Below are 19,062 nucleotides of genomic sequence, written 5' to 3'. Positions count from 1 at the left end.
CCTACAAAATACATTCATTTTATATAACGTTTTTCCCTTCTAAAAAGGATACGCTGAATATGAAAAAAATTGGGATTTTGTTTTTAAAAGCGATGAGGTATGAACTATTTATTCCTATGCTCTCTTCTATAACCTGGCCGATTTTAGAAAAAAACCTAATTACGATTATTTAACTAAACTCCCTCAATAAAAGAAGTAAAAACAGCTGTTTACTCTTATTTTCTAATATTTTCATAGTTATTGGCCGGTAAGTCTTTTTTTGTTGGAGATTTATCACTTGAAAGGATGCGATTCTCCAGATCCATGATCTTAGTGAAGATTTCTTTTGGTATTGGTCCAACTTTTGATAACATTTTACAAATATTTCTTGAGTAAGGTCTTCTGCAATCTTCTCTTACCTACGTATGAATACGTAAGGTACAAATATTTTTACCATAATAATTCAATTCCTTATTGAACAAACCTGCCCCTTAACTCAATTTAGGATTAACGCACCTAAAAAATAAGGGTTACATAAGGTTTATGACAAATTTTAAAAGGGGATAACTTTAATGGGCAAGGTTCACCCAGATTTCAACTCAAAAAAACTTGCTCCAAAACCCAGTCAATGAATGTAATTTTCACATAATTTATTATGGGTATAAATTAAAAACAAATTGCCAGTTGTGAGCCGCAAATTATTTGCGGTTTTTTTCTGACTCCTGTTCAACAAACCTGCCCCTCGTATATTATGTTTAACTCCTTAAATACCATTCTCTTTTTCATCTTTTCTATCAATATAAGGTGGTCTGTTTGGACGTCTCGAGATATTTCTAGATAATGGTCTTAGGATCATTTGGGACAATTCTTCCTGCCCCTGTAGCTTGACTACATCTAAAGACTGTTTCTCAGTGTACGTGCGGCACTTCATACTCGCAGGCTGAGCGCACTGCCTCTCGAACTCAGGTGACAAGCAGCCCTGAGGCGGCTTTCGATGCAGATGCAGTTCTGATACACGAGGTTGATGATCGGCGTCCATACTAGAGATATCTCGAGGCGTCCAAGGAAATACCCAATGATTCCACAATGAAAGGAGGGTAACCCCCATGCGATTATTTGTTGGTTTAGACGTAAGTTCGTTTGACATGAAAGGCTGTATCCTTGATCAGGAAGGATCAAAAGTGGATACCTTCACGGTATCAAATGACCTTCCAGGAGCCACAGTTTTGAAGGAACGAATCCTCGGCCTTGCGAAAGGACGTAAAGTTGAAAGCGTTAAGATCGGTTTGGAGTCCACTTCGGTCTATAGCTTCCATCCTTCTATGTTCCTTCATTATGATGAAGACCTTAAGGTCTTTGACACTCAAGTGTTCGTCATTAATCCGAAACAGATTGCCAACTTCAAGAAAAGCTATTCGGATATGAATAAGACGGATGAAATTGATGCATTCGTGATTGCCGATTATGTCCGATTCGGCCGTAACCAGATGTCCATTGTCAAGGAGAGCCAGTATGTCGCACTCCAACAGTTGACCCGTTCACGTTATCACTTGGTTAAGATGATGACAAAGGAGAAACAGCACTTTCTCCAACATCTGAATTTCAAGTGCAGCAACTTTTCCCATGAGGTGGACTCTTCCGCCTTCGGAAATGCGATGATGGACCTCTTCCTCGAAAGATACAGCCTGGAAGAACTGGCCCAGATGCCTTTAGATGAATTGGCTGCGTTCCTTCAGGAACACGGGAAGAATCGTTTCTCTGATCCCGATAAAGTAGCTACTTCCATCCAACGGGCAGTCCGCTCTTCCTACCGCTTAGATAAAGTGGTAGAAGACTCAATGGATCTCCTTTTAGGTACTTCCATTGAGCTGATCCGTTCCTTTCAGAAACAGATCAAGGAAATCGACAAAGCCATTACCCGTCTAATGACAGGCCTTTCCCAGACCTTGGAGACTATACCGGGCATCGGACCTGTATATGCCGCAGGCATTATTGCCGAAATCGGCCAGATTGAACGTTTTGAAGATGAAAGCAAGATTGCCAAATATGCAGGTCTATACTGGCGGAAACACCAGTCTGGCCGCTTTACAGCTGAAGACACTTCTCTTTCGCGACAAGGAAACGAATATCTGCGCTACTACCTCGTTGAAGCCGCCAACTCGGTTAGGAGACAGATTCCCGAATATCGCGAGTTTTACCAAAAGAAATGTCTTGAAGTTCCAAAACATCAACACAAACGTGCCCTCGTCCTAACAGCAAGAAAACTCGTGCGATTGGTGGATGCGCTGCTTCGCAAACGCCAAGTCTTTGCGCAAGAAAGGTGCGTGAAGATCTGACAAATATACTTTGTCAGCGCAAGCCTTCCTGATTTCCAGTAAATTACATTTATTTACTGGTGTAGTTCCTTACGGTCTTTTTTAGTCACAAGTAAATTGAAAACTAAACATCTTTAAACTTTTGGAGTTGACATATTACCGCAGGTCTTTACTTCAATAAGAATAGCCATACTTCATTCTTGAAGTATGGCCCCCGTTAGTTGAAGAAGGGTTAAGTACAGATGAGGGTGAATATAAATAAATGTCAATATGTAAAGGGGATTAGCTTATGAAAAATATTTTTAATCATTTGCATACAGAGGAAATTTTAAACCGTATAGACAAGTTAAATCCGAATTCAAAACCGCAATGGGGAAGAATGGATGTTGCTCAAATGCTAGCTCATTGCTCATCGTTCCAAGATATAGCAATGGGGCATTCTTTTCCGCCGAGAGGTTGGTTAGGGAGGTTAATAGGAAGATTTGCAAAACCAATTTTGTACAATGACAAGCCGATACCTCACAATATGTCCACTATTCCGACCATTTTGATAACAGATAAAAAAGAATTTGAAACAGAAAGAGAAAAGCTGAAACAAAAAATTATTGCATTTCAAAATAATGGACCAGAGAAATGTACAGCTCATCCACATCCTTTTTTCGGCAAACTTAGCTCCGAGGAATGGGGTAAAGGAATTTATAAGCACCTTGATCATCATTTAAAGCAGTTTGGGGTATAATTATCCAAAAACTTAGAGAACTATACTTAATAACTGATACTAATTGTGACAATCCCTCCACTTTTAATATCCGTAGCCCCTATTTTGTTTATTGTTTGGTTCCTTATTAAAATTTTCAAGGTACAGCAGGAGAAGAATATTTTTCATAAATCCATCTCGGACAAGCTTTATAAACTAAAGAATTAGACTGGGAAACTCGTCTTTTTTATTTCGCAGTTTGGGTCTGATACGCTATAACAGTAAATTTTTCTTATAAAACAAACCTGCCCCTTTTGTACAATCAGAAAAGCCGCCTAAGATAGCAGCTAGTTCTTTTTTAGTAAGCACCCTTTACTTTAATAATCCGTTCGAATTGTCCATATAAACCGTTTTCCCTGGTAATGGTAATCAGTCATATATATTCTTACATAAAAATTCCATTACAGAGAATATCCTCCTGCATTCAAATACATACTATCCTTATACTCTATTTTCACTTAAAAGGAGTAACGTATGAATATTCAAGAAATTATAAGGAGTGTAGTTATGGGAATATTAAGTGGCAACCCCCAGGATGAACCCATGCATTATGGTGAGGTAATTTCGACTTGGACTCATCTGTTGACTAATAACGGCCTGATTGCAGGATATCAGTCTTTTTTTAACCATACTGGTGATCAAGACTTAAAAAACTCATTGAAGAAGCGATACAAGGTTTAAAAAACGAGAACAATCAATTGCAAGACTTATTAAAAGCAAATGGAATTGGATTACCACCTTCTCCACCTGATCGCCCTAATGCAAATCTTGAAAGTATCCCGGCAGGAGCCAGATTTACTGATCCAGAAATTAGCGCATCAATTTCAAAAGATGCCGCTGCTGGATTAGTGACATGTAGTCAAGTAATAGGTCAAAGTATCCGAGAAGATATTGCCATGATGTATGGCCAGTTTCATATGGCAAAGGCACAATTTGGTTTAAAAATGTTAAAGCTTAACAAAGAAAAAGGATGGTTAATCCCCCTCCTCTACACTATAATGAATCTAAGGATTGCTAAAGTAAAAAGCGCCTTTTTTAGGCGCTTTTTTCCTTATTAAGGCCAATTTTTCCACAGTATGAACCACATATTAGATAAAATAAATTAAGATTTTCTTCATTATCCATTGTCAGAACATTCGGGACACGAGCGATATAATTATGATGAAATCTTAAGTATTCTAAGAAAAATGCTAAAGATTATAAGTTAAGTGATGGTACTAAACTCATTTTATTCAAAACAGTGGAAGAAAATATTTAGAAGAGGAGATTCTTAACCTGCCCCGTTTGTTGCATAAGAAAAAGCCACCTGGCCTGTTGAAGCATTACCCCTATTTAAATCAAACATTTTCCTAAATGGATGGCACCATTTATCATAATCTAATTCGGCTTCGAAAAAACGGTGAGCATTGTTTTCCTGAATACCAGTTTCTAATGACAATGGATAAGGAGTGTCAATACTGATGCTGACCTTAATCCAGTCAACCGATCCTTACATTTATTATATTTAACGCTCTCCTCTTTTTTTCAAACGATTGAGTAAGGTCTCCTTAAGTATTGTCATTTATATAATCATGAGGAACTTATTTTCATGGTAATTGAATAAAAAGGTCTTCTAGTATGACAGCTAATATTAAATAGGGCTATAGCAACCACTTGGGTGGGACATTATCTATTTGACCTTTTATGGTATATTTTTTGTTATCTCTAACTGTTCTAAATTATAACTTTCAGCCCCCATCCTCTTGGAGCCATATTTTCTTATTTAATCTAGGAATATACATGACGAGGAAGCCGGATCGAGCAATAGTATAGATGATAAAAGCAAGCCATAGGCCATGATTATGCCAGATAGGGGTTATTGAAATTTGTATAATGATATAGATAATCATTGCGTAAATCATAGTGTTTCGAACAGGGGCAATTTCAGTCGCTCCCGTAAAGACACCGTAAATGACAAGGCCGAAACAAGCTGCAAACGGATAGATGATGAGCCATGCTCCATATTTAGCTGCAAGTTCGATAACACTAGTTAAATTTGTAAACAGGCCAATAATAACTGCTTGAAATAACCCGTACACACAAGCTATGACCAAAGCCATTATCACTGACCATTGCCAAGATAAAGTAAGTGTTTTTTTAAATAATTTAGGTTCATTGGATCCTATTGCTTTGCCAGCGAAAATACTAGTGGCATTAGCAAACCCATCGAATAAATAAGCCATTATATAATGAATTTGAAATAATACAGCATTGGCTGCTAGAATTTCTGTACCATACGAGGCACCTTTTGCTGTAAACATATTAATAACCACCAGTAAACAAATCGTGCGAATAAACAAATCCTTGTTAACGTTAAACATTTTCCTCATAGATTCGGTATCTAAAAGCACTTTGGCAGATGGTACTCTCCACTCTATAGGTAATGCCTTCAAAACAATGAATAATCCTAATATGAAGGCTGTAATTTCAGCAATTAAAGTGGCTGCAGCGACCCCTTTTACGGCGAATGAAAAGACATGGACAAAAATAATAGCGAGAATCATATTTAAAACATTCATTAACACTTGTAAATATAAGGATTCCTTAATCTTAGCCATCCCCATTAACCAGCCGAGAATAACATAATTCATCAATGCAAATGGGGCCCCCATATTCGAATACGAAAATATTCCACAGCAAACTTACTTACATCAGAATCAGGTGAAGTCAACATGAGAGCTGTATATTCAATCGGCCATTGTAAGAGAATAAAACACATCCCTGTAATTAAAGCTAATAAAAATGGGCGTGATAAAGCAAGGACTTCTTGAGTGGAATCATTTGCCCCGTTAGCTTGTGCAGCAAATGCAGATGTGCTTACCCGTAAAAACCCCAACACCCAATACAAAGTGTTAAAAATAAGGGTCCCTATAGCAACACCTCCAATATAGGCAGGATTAGGCAATTGTCCGATTACGGCTGTATCTACAGCCCCTAATAATGGCTGTGTCATCGTGGAAACCGTTAAAGGGATCGCTAAAGCAAGGAACGCACGATGATTCATCCAACTTCCTCCTTCTAAAACCAAAGCCCCGATTATGTGAGAAATCAGGGCTTTGGAATAAAAATAAAAAACTTAAATGGCTAACCATTTGTTCTAATTGAACGAAAGCGTGGGTGCTCGGCAAGTATAGAGTCTCTCATCTTTTTAACGACAGGATGTTCAGAAGCAAAAAACTGATTTTTTGAATCGTAAAGCTTGATTAATTCTCCTTTTTCTAGAACAGCTAATGTATCACTAATCGTATAGGCAGCTTTAATATCATGTGTAATAAAAAGATAAGACAACCCAAGCTCATCTTTTAGCTCCCTTAATAATTCTAAAATAAGATTTTGATTTACCATATCTAAACTGCTTACGGATTCGTCTAAGACAATCAGCTTTGGCTTGAGTGAGATCGCTCTGGCAATATTGATCCTCTGCAATTGGCCGCCGCTAAATTGATGCGGGTACTTTTTTAAATCCCCTTCACTTAACCCTACCCTCTCCAATAATTCAACAACGGTTCGTTTTTGTTCAGCTGCTGTTAGCTTTTCATAGTTTTCTAGCGGCTCTGCAATAATACGTTCGGCCGTCATGCGGGGATTGACCGATGAGTATGAATCCTGAAAGACAGCTTGAAGATCACGGCGGATTTTTTGGCGAGCATGCTTATCAGCGGTATAAATATCATGCCCTTGAAACAGAACTTGCCCATATTGTGGCCGTTCCAAACCAAGAATTACTTTTCCTAAAGTACTTTTACCAGCTCCGCTCGTACCCAGCATTCCTAAGCATGTTCCTTCCTCGATAGAGAGTGATATATCAGAAAGTACTTTTTTAGAACGGTCTTTCCAATTGAAAAACTTTCGGGATCCGTAGCTATGAGTTACTTCATTTACAATTAATAAACTCATTTGTTCACCCCTTATCAAGCCAAATGGATGATCATTTCATCTAAATGTAATATTGAGCGTGCATTTAATAGTTTTTTCGTATACTCATGCTGTGGTTTATCAAATAACTGAAACACATCCGCTTTTTCTACTATTCTGCCATTCTGCATCACGGCAACGTCATCTGCCATTTCAGAAATGACTCCAAGATCATGGGAGATTAATAAAATTGCTGACCCGTATTCAGAGCGAATTCTATCTAAGTGGTGCAGCACTATCTTCTGATTATTTACGTCAAGTGCAGTTGTCGGTTCATCGGCTATAATTACAGCTGGATGCAAGCATGCAGCGATAGCGATCATCACTCGTTGAAGCATGCCGCCACTCAATTGAAAAGGGTAGTATTTTAAAATCCTAGCGGGATTTGGCAAGTTCACATGATGCAACGCCTCGATGGCAAGTTCGGATGCTTGTTTTTTATTCCATTCTGTATGTGAGCGGATGGTTTCAATAAATTGATGGCCAATAGTAAAAACGGGCGTAAAAGCATTCATCGGGTTTTGCATAATAAAGGCTATATCCTTGCCACGGACCTTGCGCATTTCTTTTTCGTCCAATCCGTTCAGTTCGCGTCCTTGTAATACTATACTGCCTTCAACATTTGATGTTTTCCGATCAAGCAGCTGAAGAATGGACATACTTGTGACGGTTTTACCGCATCCACTTTCTCCAACAAGACCTAGTACTCTCCCCGGCTTTAGTTCAAAATTAATATCTTTAACTAGAGTAGTATTACCATTTAACGAGTTTACCTCTACATGTAAATTTCTAACTTCTAACACATTCGACTGTTCTTTCCCCAACACTCTCATCCCTTTTTAAAATCGACGTTTTACACCGTAACGTTCTGATAACGCTTCGCCCAGTAAATTGAATGTAACAATAACGAACATAATCATTAAACCTGGATAGAGCATTAATTCTGGATTTGTCCGAATATACGATTTTCCTTCGTGAATCATCGCTCCCCATTCAGGTGTAGGAGGCTGTACTCCTAATCCAAGAAACGACATAGCTGATATATCCATAATGGCCCAGCCCATTTCTAAAGTACCCATTACCACAAGTGGAGGGAGCACATTTGGAACAATATGATTTTTAATAATCTTCCACTGAGATGAGCCGCTTATTTTTGCAGCTGCAATAAAGTTTTGTTCTTTCAGACTAAGCACCATTCCCCGGAACATCCTTGCGTAATAGACCCATTGCACAAGCATTAACGCTAAGATAACTTGCGGAAGTCCAGGTCCGAATATTCCAACCAGTCCAAGAATAAGGATAAGATTTGGGAAAGCCATAATACCATCACAAAACCTCATTAAAATATGATCAACTGGGCCGCCTTTATATCCTGAAAAAGTTCCAACAAGTAAACCGATGGCTAATGATGAAATGAAAATAAGCATCGCAAAGCCTAACGAAATACGTGTCCCATATAAGATGCGTGATAAAATACATCTTCCTAAATGATCGGTTCCTAATGGAAATTGCCATGATGGGGAATGCAGTTTATAAGCTAAATTAACAGCAATGGGATCATTTGGGGCAATCCAGGGAGCAAATATAGCAATGATAAAAAGAATACCTAATATCATGGTACATATGGGAATCATTATTTGGCTATTAAATATCTTTCGTATACTTATGATCATCACTGCTGCCCTTCTTTCCTTGAAATGCGCGGGTCAATACACATTTGAATAAGATCAACAAAAAGGCTGCTAATAATAAATAAGCTAGCTGCAATTAATACATAACATTGAATGACAGGTATATCACGATTAAAAATAGCTTCAATAAAATACCGGCCGAACCCGGGCCAAGAAAAGACCGCTTCAACAATAATCGTTCCCGTCAGAAGTTTCCCAAGGTTCATTCCAAGTCCAGTAATCATCGGAGAAATTGCAATCCTCAAAACATGTTTCGCCATGATGGTCTTTTCTTTAATTCCTCGCGTTCGTGCAAATAATACATATGGCTCTTGCAAATTTTCAAGAACGCTGGCACGCAGCAATCTTGTATACATTGCGATTAAGGGTAGTGCCAATGTTATGGAAGGCAAAACAAGATGCTGCCATGTCCCAATTCCCTCAACTGGGAAAAGGTCAAGTTTAACAGAAAAGAAAAAAATGAATATATAACCTAGCCAAAAAGAGGGGATGGATGCCCCTAAAAACGAAAGAAAACGGCTAAAATGGTCAATTAAACTATTTTTCTTTACTCCAGCAAGAAAGCCTAGAGGGACACTTACGAACACTGCTATTAATATACTCCCAAGAGCTAGCTGAATGGTAGCTGGCATTCGGTATGTAACCTCGTCCCAAACTGGCTTATTCGAAACATAAGATATGCCAAAATCAAGTTGGCATATCTTAATAATAGAATTTACATATTGAATAAGGAATGGTTCGTCTAAACCAAACTCATGTCTTTTCTGAGTCAAAATCTCATCGGTCGGCTGAATATGGGCTGCAGTTAAATAAGCCTCAGCTGGGTCCACCGGTGAAAGATGAATCATTCCAGACGTTAAGAATGTGGCCAAAAGAAAAACCGGAATAATGGACATAATTCGTTTCAATATATAGGTGCCCATGAAAGCCTCCTGCTACTTATGCTCGATGCTAATTCCTGTGAATGGATGTTCGTCACGGTTAGCTGGGAAAGTAAAATTCGTAATATCTTTTTGATATATCGCTGTTTTCTTAAGATAAGAAATAGGAATTATCGCTCCTTGGTCTTGGATTGATTTTAAAATAGAAGAGTATAGCTGTTGGCGTAGCTCCTCATCTGTTGTCATTGGGACCTCTGACATTTGTTTGAGTAATTCGTCCTTGTTCGGGTATGCAGAAATAGCCTCATTAAATCCAAAACCTTCTGACGCAACAATATTTAAAAACGTATGGGGATCATAAGGCGCTCCATAGTTACTAAAGAAATTGATATCAAATTTATTATCTTTGAATCGCTGAACTTGCTCTGTTAATTCAACACCAACAATGTTTAATTTAACACCAATGGCTGCCCACTCAGATTGAAGTGTTTCTGCCATTACTTTCTGAATTGATTCTGCTGAATTATACATCATTTCGATTTCAAGCAGCTGTCCATCTTTTTCACGAACAGTTTTCCCTTTAGGAAGCGTCCATCCTGCTTCATCTAATAAGGTTTTCGCTTTTTCTGCATCATATCCAATCGACTTAACATCAATGTCTTTCGTGTAAGGGAGGTTTGCTGGTAAAATATGATCTGCTTTTTCTTCATATCCAGAAGTGATTCCATTAACCATTGCTTCTTTATTAAAACCATAATGCAGCGCTTGTCGTACGCGTTCATCAGAAAGCTGGGCTTTCTTCGTATTTATAACAAGCTGCCTTGTTGCGACTGGTTCAGAAATGCTAGTTTTATAATTATCAGTGGATTCTAGTTGTTTAAAAGCATCTATACTGATGACACCCTCTCCATAAAGAAGATCTATGTCACCTTTTTCAAAAGCAAGTACCCTCGTTTCCGCATCAGGTATGATTTTCACCTTGATTTTTTCAACTTTTGGGAGCTCACCCCAATAATTTTCGTTGCGTTTGTAAATAGCATATTCATCAGCTTTATGCTCTTCTAAAATCCATGGACCTGTACCGATTGGTTCAACGACACCTTTTGCGGTATCACCATCTTCAGGGAATCCAGCTTCACCTAAAAAACGTACTGGCCGAACAACAGCTAACTCCTGAATAGTAGGATAATATGGTTCAGTTAAAGTCAGTTTAAAAGTATTTTCGTCAATTACTTCCGTGTGATCTATTTTAGAAATAAAGCCTAACCAACTATGTAATTCAACATTATTTAAAATAGCATCAAAATTCTTTTTTACAATTTCTGCATTAAAGTTTGTTCCGTCGGAAAATTTCACATCTTGACGCAGATGAAAAGTATATTCTTTTCCATCACCAGATATTTCCCATGACTCAGCCAGATGCGGTTTTAACTCACCACCATTTTGGTAACTTACTAACGGTTCATACACCATCGACTGAGCAAATAATTGTGATGGATTATAAACATGCGGATTCATTTCACCTACATCTCTAGGCCAAGCTATCACTAACATGTTGTTATCTTCGCCTTTGGGCTTAGAAGCATCGCTTGCGTTTGTACAGCCAAATAAAAATGTTGATAATAATAGAATAAAAGCAGTTAAAAATAACTTTCTTTGTCTAGTTCCTCCATTAACCATACTATCTCCCCTTCAATTGCTAATGATAATCATTTTCAAATTGTACTCACTTTGCATGATACTGTCAATACAATATCAAAAGCTTTCAAAAAATAATGTGAATTGTATTGTTACTTCTGTATGAACAAAAGCGGAAACTTAACTTTTCTGTCAAATATGGTCCTTTTCATAACAAAGGACGTGTTCCTTATAATAGAACAACGCCCTATTCAATAAATTTAGTGTCCGTATTTAACAAATCAATTTAGATTAATTAAATTGGTAATCTTGTTGGACCTCCTCTTTATTGGGACACTACCTTTAAGCTGAATATAAGAGTGTAACTCTTCAGATAATAGTTTTAATTATATATCGAGGTGAGAAATATGGATTGAGTCTTATATGCCAAATCTTCTTATTTTTTGATTGGTCATATCCTCTTAAGAATTAGTGGGAGGAGATCGATCTCTAAGATGACTATACCTCAAATCTGACCCGTTTGTTCAATAAGACCTTTTCAAAAGATGCTTTAATCCTTTGTGAATCAAAGCATCTTTGGTTAGGAATGACGCTGCTTTAAATTGTCTTTCGGGCCAATCTAATCTCCTTCTTTTTGTAATATAGTTAAAAGGCAATAAAAAGAAGGCCAGGAACTAGTTTTTTTATAATCTTTTCAACAAATCTGTCCTGTTAGCTAATAAGAAGAAAGAGCTGCCGATCTATACTGATCTTCAACTCTTGCACCCGTTACTTTAAGTACATTCTTCACAATGTTAACCCAAATACTTTAATAAGCTCCAAATAAATTATACCCCGCCTGATTTTAGGACGAGGCTTTGAATTAACTTATTGAACCCACCAAAGATTTTCAAATGGATCGACAAAACCACCCATGTTTCCTGTTTCTTCTGATAGTCCAAATAGAGGATTCGCTCCTTCTGCAATTGCTTTGTTGTAGGTATCAGTAACATTTTCAACATGAATATACATTTGTATAGGAACAAGAGACAAATTCTACATTAGTCTCTCTTTGCTGCCTCTTTCGTTTAAATAAATAAAAAAGCCGCCTGATTGGCAGCTGAATCCATTAGTTTACATTTATTATCCGGAGGTCTGCTGGAAATATATTAAATTCATACAGATTGTGTTCGTTGTTCTATATATTAGGTTATATTAGTCCTAACTTTGAGCATAATCGATTCAAATAATATAACCCATGTAACTGTTCATGATTGCGTTTATTTAAAAGCTTCTGACACTCGTCGATAATGCTTTTTACCCCTTCAACATTGTACTCCTCCAAATTTCTAATATATTTCTTTAATTGCACAACATCGTGTGAATACACAGCGTTTTGCGTAAATTTCATTAACAAAACTTTCAAAAACTGATATGAATTGAAGTATCGATAATTATTATTACCTCTCTTCGATTTAATATATCCTTCCTTCTCCCAGTATCGAAGAGTTGATGAAGGTATATTTGTCTGTAATTCCACCTCTCCAATCGTCATAGCTTTTTCAAAAGTCAAGTGTTCCAGGTGTTTATTCACTTGTTCAATAAGAATTTTATCCTCAAAAGCAGCCACTTGCACACTATTGATTAACCAAAGAGCATCATCTAATTCTTTTCGCTGCAGCGCTTTTAGAACAGCTGATGTTATGTCCATTCCAAACCCAGGTGACATAGCAATAATACAATCAAAATAGGCTAAATGTTCCTCTGTATAGATCCTATAACCAGCTGATGACCGTGAAGGTTTCGGCACAATTCCTCTTTCTTCATAGCTTCTTAGAGAGCTAGTACTTATGTTTAATTTTTTCGCAATATCAATCGGTTTTATTTTTTTCACTGAGCATACTCCTATGTTTGATAACTGTACTACATTGTAAAGTTTAACAAATTAATCATTGTAATTCAGCCGTTTTTTCTGAAACTTTAGAATTGGCTTTATTGTTGTAAGATTAATCTATAAGACAAAAAATGGAGGGATTCATATGGAAAACGTAAACATTAAGCCGCAAATGACCATCTATGAGCTAGGAGAAGTATTCTTTACTTATATGAAGGAGCACTGGGAGGACGTACTGAACTCGAATAACAGAGAGCTTGAACAGCTTTTTCCTGAATACGAGGATGCAACATACGGAATGTATTTAGATAAACTGATTCCACCAATTTGGAAAGTAATAAAAGAAAAAGGATATCGTCCCGCAGAAAAAACGAAACAGGATGACTTTATTATTGGTGAATGTCTAAACTTTAGAAACTCATTGGAAAAAGTTAAATGGGGAACACCTGATCATGAAAAACGTGTTTTTTGGATTGTGATTGAAAATCAATATAAAGATATGATAGGAACCCTGCTGTTTGAGCTATCGCATTCACATATTAAGTTTAACTTACCATCACCTCCAAGGATTCTTCCACTAGAAGAAATTAAACGGGAAGAAATCATAAATAAAATTATTCTACTTCAAGAGGAATTTTCATAATGTAATTAACCTGCCAATATCCTTTTTTATTTTTTATGGAATGGGGGAGTATAAATTGAGCTTAAATTAAATCGTATTGGGACCAGACAGGTCCCATTTTATTCACACAGAAATGTAATAAGGGGGTCTACTAAGTATATATAACTTTAAATACCTTGAAAGGAAGGAGAACTTTATGGAATCAAATAATCAGTATGGGCAAAATCCTAAGGAGAAATATCCTATTAAAGGAAATCAGGTGGTGCAATTTATTAGAAATACAATTACAAGACCAAACATTATAGCAGGGGAATACTCATATTACGATGCAAGAAATGGTGAAACCTTTGAAGATCAAGTATTATATCATTACGAGTTCTTCGGAGACCAACTTATTATAGGGAAATTTTGTGCTATAGCACCAGGTGTAACATTTATTATGAATGGGGCCAATCATAGAATGGATGGTTTCTCAACCTACCCGTTCAATATTTTCAAACATGGTTGGGAGAAATATACACCAACGTTAGAACAGTTGCCGTTTAAAGGTGATACCATCATTGGAAATGATGTTTGGATTGGGATGGATACTGTCATTATGCCTGGAATAAAGGTAGGGGACGGTGCAATTATAGCAGCTAAATCGGTTATAACCCAAGATGTGGAACCTTACACAATCGTTGGGGGAAATCCTGCCAAGATAATTAAAAATCGTTTCCCCGATGAAGTTATTAACGAATTGCTTGAAATTAAATGGTGGGATTTAGATATTAAAGTTATTTCTGCTCATATTGATGTGATTGTAAATGGAGATATAGAGAATCTAAGAAAATTAAAAAATACTTTGCTGCAAAGTAACAATTTCCGAGAATAATTTAATGCGTGTCTACTATATTTTGTATGTATAATTGGCCAAGGTTTTTATAATAGGGAGGAATATTAATGGCTCCATTTATCCTATTGATCAGTTCATTTCTGAGTTTTCGCTTAATTGGTTTTTGGGATTGCCTTATTTTGATGATTGGGAAACTTCATTACGAACCGCTGTTGCTCTTATGTTCTTATTTACGGCATCTGCGCATTGGGGAAAGCGACGCCCCGATCTTATCAAAATGGTACCTCCAGCTTTGCCAAGACCAGGCCTCATCGTTACCATAACTGGAATAGTTGAAATCATTGGCGCTATAGGATTGTTGATACCAACTACTTCAAGTCTTGCTTCAGCTGGTTTGGCATTCTTACTTATCGTTATGTTCCCTGCTAACATTTACGCAGCTCGGAAAGGGAACATCATTAACGGAAAACCAATCACTTCTCTTTTCCCCCGAACCATTATACAAATTATATTTTTTACAGCTGTTATTCTTGTCAGTTAGAAGCTAAAGTTTATTGTGAATATAGACAGTATGGTTAGATGGAAAGATAAATTCAGAACCGCTAGCTTCCAGGCGGTCTTTTTTCTTTTTAGGCGACACTCCCAAATTTAAAGGGCTCAATTGTGGATATCTTATATACTATGTCTTGTTGTACTAACACACCCGTCTTTCATTCAGAATTCCTCCCATAATATATTTAGGTGAGGCTAGGAGAAATTTTGGCTTTTTCTCATATCTTCTCTACTTCTTTTATTATTGGAAATTCATTGAATGTTCACTACTCTCACCTCTATAGGTATCATATAATTTTGTAGGTGTATATTCCATCTCGTTGGACCTATGAGTTAGCCACCGGACCTAACTCATTGATTCACTATTTTTACTGAATCTTTCTTTTGTCCCCGTAATGTTTTTGTCGTTACTGCGAGCTTTTGTCGAAATCATTCTTTATTCCCCCTTCATCTGCAATAATTGTTCCTAGGCTTTATAATTTAAAGGAGCAAATGAATGTGTGATTTCTGCAAAGAGCTTTACAAAAAGATTCGATTTTATAGGAAAGTATTGATTGAGCTGGTATCAAAAGAGGATTGAAGCACCCTGAGACTATAAAACATAGTCAGATGTTGGACGATCTAATTTTGAGTTTCCAATCCAAATGCTTCTTTCAAGTCAACTAATGCTATAAGGCACACAGCACTGGCATAATGTAATAATGAGTAAGTTGGTTCCCTTTGAAAGTAAATTTCACTCTAGAAACTCCAAAGGAATGTCTCAATTTTGAAGACATTCCTTTTTCTAACTAGAAATATTTAGTTCCCTTCTTAAATAAACCAGCTAATAGGAGTCAAGAACTTCTTATTAAAAATTTTTTTCTTCCGTGTTATACTTTGGAAGGCACGCCAAATAACCCTCCAAATACCTTTTGGAAGGTTTTTCATTAGCTGCTTTTTCTTGTTGATTAAGCCATATCTAGGAACTGCTCATTCCTTTTTAGGATTGCATAAATCCAGTGTAAAAGCTTGTTTACACAAGCTATCATCGCTACTTTTGAAGGCTTTCCTTCATTTCGTTTCCGATCATAATACTCTTTTAGCTTCTTGTTCCTCGAGCTTCTTATACCGCATAATACGGCCATATATAAAGCGTGCCGTAATCGGCTTGAACCTCGTTTGGTAATATGATTTATCGTAGCTGTGAACTTACCTGATGAATGGACACTTGGATCAATTCCTGCGTAAGCCACAAGTTTTTTAGGGTGATTAAACCGGTCAATTTCCCCGATTTCAGAAATAATCGTTGCCGCGATTTTTTCTCCTATACCGGGAATTGATTGGATTATCTTACATTCTTCAATTTCTTCTGCCAGGACATCTATCTGCCTCTCCAAGCTTGATAGGTGTTCTTGGTATTGAAGAAGCATATTGATATACATATCCAAACTGAACAACTGGCTTTCATAAACACCTTGTTGGAATGGATTCCGCTTAGCTGAAGCCATTAATTTGTGTGCCTTCTCCCTCATCCAACTTGGGGATCGTTTAATACGCATTTCCTTAATTCGTGCCAAAATCTTTGCTTCTCCTGCCATCAGTACATCTTCGGATGTTGGAAACTCCTTTAATATTTTAAGAGAAACTTTCGAAAATAAATCCCCGAAGACTCCCCTGTATTCAGGAAATATCTGATCAAGAAGAGTATGAAACTGAAGTTTTGCCTGGATGTAAAGGTTCGTAACGGTTTCGTATTGCCTTGACAATGTTCTCAGGTTTAGAAGTCTCAGTCCTCTTTTCTTATATGGCTCAAATTCTTCCTTGTAGTAAAGAACACAAAGGTGATATGCATCAACTGCATCAGTCTTTACCTTTCTAAGGCTTGTTTTCTTAGCTTGATAAGAAATGATGGGATTTACCAAGATGTATAGATACTGACTTCCCTCAAGACATTGAATAATCGGTGTATGGTAATGTCCTGTAGATTCAAGAATAACTGCTGGCCTAACCCCAGTATGTCCCTCTATCTCTCTCAAAAAAGAAATAAGCGAATCTAAATCCTCCTTGGTATGCTTTACACTGAAACTTTTCCCGAACGGCTTGTCTTTATCTAAAAAGGCTTGAACCTCACTTTCTCCTTTGGCTACATCTAGGCCAATGACTGGATTCATTAATATCTCTCCCTTAGTTTTACTCACCAGTAACCCCTATACCTTCCTGTAGTTCCATAGCTTCGCTTGTTATACGAGATCATTTGTCCCAACCAGCCTCAAACATCATTCTACAAGTAGGGGGCGAACAGTTTAGTTGACGAGATCTACCTCCCACGCACCCGTACGTTCTACCCTGGCTACTGAAATAATAGGTCCTATAAAAAAGAGCAACCAGTAAAAACTGGTTAACTCTATAATACGAACGTATCCGTTAGCGTAATCTACTTTAGGAGAAAAGGTCATCTAACCGTCTGGTAAACGAGACCTATGGCTCCAGAATCAAAGGTCTTGTTTTCGATAAGTTTAAGATTGATCTTCTCCTTGAGACCTTGGAATAACGGCAATCCGCTGCCGATCAGTACGGGAGAGACCGTAATTTTATACTCATCAATTAAATCAAGCTGCATAAGGTGGTGTGCGAACCTAGGACTGCCGAGGATGACCATATCCTTGCCTGGCTGCTGTTTGAGGTTCTTGATCTCTTCCTCGACATCTTCTCTCACCAGTCTGGAATTATTCCATTCAACTTTTTCCAGCCTCGTGGAAAAAACGATTTTGGCTGTCTTTTCGATCCACTCGGCATGATTCCGTTCATGCTGCGAAGCTGATGGGTTCGAAGGTACAGATGGCCAGTAACTGTGCATCATCTGATAAGTCCCACGTCCCCAAATGACAGTGTCGGCAGTACTCAGAATTTCTTTCGCGTGTTTCTCCAAATCAGCATCGTAGGAAACCCAGCCAATGTCCATTTCACCGTTCGGCCCTTCTACAAAACCGTCAAGTGATGCGTGTAAAAATAGAACGAGTTTTCTCATTTTCAGTTCTCCTTTGTTCATGAAGGATATTTACATTAACCACTTTAGGACATTTCAGCTTGGGTTGTTTCTTATGAATTGCTAATCTAAACTGCCGTCCTAAATGAAATATTCTACTATTCCACAAAAATCCCTTCCATTCTATTCTGCAAAACTGCCCCGTTAGCAAAAAAGAAAAATGCTTTGCTCCTATTGAAGCAAAGCAACCGCTCAACTGCCTAATCTAAAGCGCCTCTTCTTAAATAAGTAATCTGGATTATTCTACCTTTACAATATGGTGGTCTAATTTAATTGCTTACATCGCTATTCTCCAGACAATCAACAGATTTTGGTCACTATCTTAAAGATGAAACGAAAACTGTACCGTCTCCGAATCATCCCCTCCAATTTTATTGTAGAATTCAACAGCATGTTGATCTTCCACATCAGCTTGAACAAATAAATCCTTTATATCTTTTGATCTGCAATATTCCATTAATTCACCAACTAAATTACTTCCAATTCCACGACGCTGATAGTTCTTATCGACCGCCAAGTCATATAAATACATCGAAGAACCCTCCTGGTCATACATCAATAACTCGTAACCAGTTAAACCACCAACAACTTCATCACCAATAAAAGCAACAAAACAAATAAAATCGGGTTTAGCTATAAGACTTCTTATGTTCTTATCATTTACGTAGTTCAAATCTGGTGACTCAAATTCATTGTTAAACAATAATACTAATTTAGAAAAACTACTCTCATCACCGATTGTTAGTTTTTTATATTCGACTACTTTTTCCACTTAATTTTTCCTCCGATCTAGTCAGGTGTTTAGATGGTTTATTTTCACAATAACTATTCTGCAGGTATTTCTTATAATATTTCAACATTCACTTTACAGCACCGACAACCTAATAAATCTCGCCCCGATCATCACAATGACAAGCACAAGAGACGTACCTACTACGAC

The 19,062-nt window shown here is 37.3% G+C and carries 15 protein-coding genes and 3 pseudogenes; 7 read left to right on the top strand and 11 right to left on the bottom strand.

What is annotated here, in order from left to right:
• Positions 1-286: 286 nt before the first annotated feature.
• Positions 287-423, bottom strand: a pseudogene (locus M5V91_RS30305) (sigma factor); the annotation flags it as partial.
• A gap of 662 nt (positions 424-1,085) precedes the next feature.
• Between M5V91_RS30305 and M5V91_RS05465 the strand changes: the two are divergent.
• The 3 genes and pseudogenes from M5V91_RS05465 to M5V91_RS05455 all read left to right on the top strand — a co-directional run bounded on the left by M5V91_RS05465 (position 1,086) and on the right by M5V91_RS05455 (position 4,109).
• The gene (locus M5V91_RS05465) at positions 1,086-2,315 is read left to right on the top strand and encodes an IS110 family RNA-guided transposase (protein WP_009333976.1); all 1,230 of its coding nucleotides are present in this window, start codon (positions 1,086-1,088) and stop codon (positions 2,313-2,315) included.
• 268 nt (positions 2,316-2,583) lie between these two features.
• Positions 2,584-3,033 carry a DUF1569 domain-containing protein gene (locus tag M5V91_RS05460; RefSeq protein ID WP_251267436.1) on the top strand — a complete coding sequence of 150 codons (450 nt, stop codon included), beginning with the start codon at positions 2,584-2,586 and terminating at the stop codon, positions 3,031-3,033.
• A gap of 525 nt (positions 3,034-3,558) precedes the next feature.
• Positions 3,559-4,109: pseudogene (locus tag M5V91_RS05455) on the top strand (DUF3231 family protein).
• Between the two features lie 669 nt (positions 4,110-4,778).
• Here M5V91_RS05455 and M5V91_RS05450 read toward each other — a convergent pair.
• The 7 genes and pseudogenes from M5V91_RS05450 to M5V91_RS05420 all read right to left on the bottom strand — a co-directional run bounded on the left by M5V91_RS05450 (position 4,779) and on the right by M5V91_RS05420 (position 13,088).
• Positions 4,779-6,094, bottom strand: a pseudogene (locus M5V91_RS05450) (MATE family efflux transporter).
• An 80-nt stretch (positions 6,095-6,174) separates the two neighbouring features.
• Entirely contained in the window at positions 6,175-6,987 is an 813-nt protein-coding gene (gene nikE / locus M5V91_RS05445; RefSeq protein ID WP_284521852.1) for a nickel import ATP-binding protein NikE, read from the bottom strand.
• 14 nt (positions 6,988-7,001) lie between these two features.
• Complete coding sequence (gene nikD / locus M5V91_RS05440; protein WP_284521851.1) at positions 7,002-7,829, bottom strand: nickel import ATP-binding protein NikD; 828 nt, start codon at positions 7,827-7,829, stop codon at positions 7,002-7,004.
• Positions 7,830-7,844: 15 nt separating this feature from the next.
• Positions 7,845-8,678 (bottom strand): nickel ABC transporter permease subunit NikC, encoded by an 834-nt coding sequence (gene nikC, locus M5V91_RS05435; RefSeq protein ID WP_034296852.1) that lies wholly within the window; start codon positions 8,676-8,678, stop codon positions 7,845-7,847.
• Positions 8,678-9,619, bottom strand: a complete 942-nt coding sequence (nikB, locus tag M5V91_RS05430) for a nickel ABC transporter permease subunit NikB (RefSeq protein WP_217027063.1) — start codon at positions 9,617-9,619, stop codon at positions 8,678-8,680. Before nikB ends, nikC begins: the two co-directional genes overlap by 1 nt.
• Positions 9,620-9,631: 12 nt before the next feature.
• On the bottom strand, positions 9,632-11,257 hold the full coding sequence (nikA, locus tag M5V91_RS05425) for a nickel ABC transporter substrate-binding protein (protein WP_217027065.1): 1,626 nt from the start codon (positions 11,255-11,257) through the stop codon (positions 9,632-9,634).
• A gap of 1,147 nt (positions 11,258-12,404) precedes the next feature.
• Positions 12,405-13,088: a MerR family transcriptional regulator gene (locus M5V91_RS05420; protein ID WP_284521850.1), complete on the bottom strand. Its 684-nt coding sequence runs from the start codon at positions 13,086-13,088 to the stop codon at positions 12,405-12,407.
• A gap of 145 nt (positions 13,089-13,233) precedes the next feature.
• Between M5V91_RS05420 and M5V91_RS05415 the strand changes: the two genes are divergently transcribed.
• From M5V91_RS05415 to M5V91_RS30195, 4 genes are all read left to right on the top strand, one after another.
• Positions 13,234-13,731, top strand: coding sequence for a DUF6022 family protein (locus M5V91_RS05415; RefSeq protein ID WP_071155285.1), 498 nt, complete (start codon positions 13,234-13,236; stop codon positions 13,729-13,731).
• A gap of 175 nt (positions 13,732-13,906) precedes the next feature.
• The gene (locus M5V91_RS05410; protein WP_284521849.1) at positions 13,907-14,584 is read left to right on the top strand and encodes a Vat family streptogramin A O-acetyltransferase; all 678 of its coding nucleotides are present in this window, start codon (positions 13,907-13,909) and stop codon (positions 14,582-14,584) included.
• 34 nt (positions 14,585-14,618) lie between these two features.
• On the top strand, positions 14,619-15,086 hold the full coding sequence (locus M5V91_RS05405) for a DoxX family protein (RefSeq protein WP_284521848.1): 468 nt from the start codon (positions 14,619-14,621) through the stop codon (positions 15,084-15,086).
• A gap of 587 nt (positions 15,087-15,673) precedes the next feature.
• A complete protein-coding gene (locus M5V91_RS30195; RefSeq protein ID WP_226280736.1) occupies positions 15,674-15,763 on the top strand; it encodes an aspartyl-phosphate phosphatase Spo0E family protein in 90 nt (29 codons plus the stop codon).
• 281 nt (positions 15,764-16,044) lie between these two features.
• Here M5V91_RS30195 and M5V91_RS05400 read toward each other — a convergent pair whose 3' ends face one another.
• The 3 genes from M5V91_RS05400 to M5V91_RS05390 form a co-directional block, all read right to left on the bottom strand.
• Entirely contained in the window at positions 16,045-17,247 is a 1,203-nt protein-coding gene (locus M5V91_RS05400) for an IS110 family RNA-guided transposase (RefSeq protein WP_159871975.1), read from the bottom strand.
• 281 nt (positions 17,248-17,528) lie between these two features.
• Positions 17,529-18,104, bottom strand: coding sequence for a dihydrofolate reductase family protein (locus M5V91_RS05395; protein ID WP_251265157.1), 576 nt, complete (start codon positions 18,102-18,104; stop codon positions 17,529-17,531).
• A gap of 340 nt (positions 18,105-18,444) precedes the next feature.
• Complete coding sequence (locus M5V91_RS05390; RefSeq protein ID WP_251265156.1) at positions 18,445-18,894, bottom strand: GNAT family N-acetyltransferase; 450 nt, start codon at positions 18,892-18,894, stop codon at positions 18,445-18,447.
• Positions 18,895-19,062: the final 168 nt, after the last annotated feature.

It is taken from the genome of Cytobacillus pseudoceanisediminis (genome assembly GCF_023516215.1).
Taxonomy (GTDB): Bacteria; Bacillota; Bacilli; order Bacillales; family Cytobacillaceae; genus Cytobacillus; species Cytobacillus pseudoceanisediminis.
Note: the sequence above shows the minus strand (reverse complement) of the source record. Positions and strands in the feature narration are given on the sequence as shown.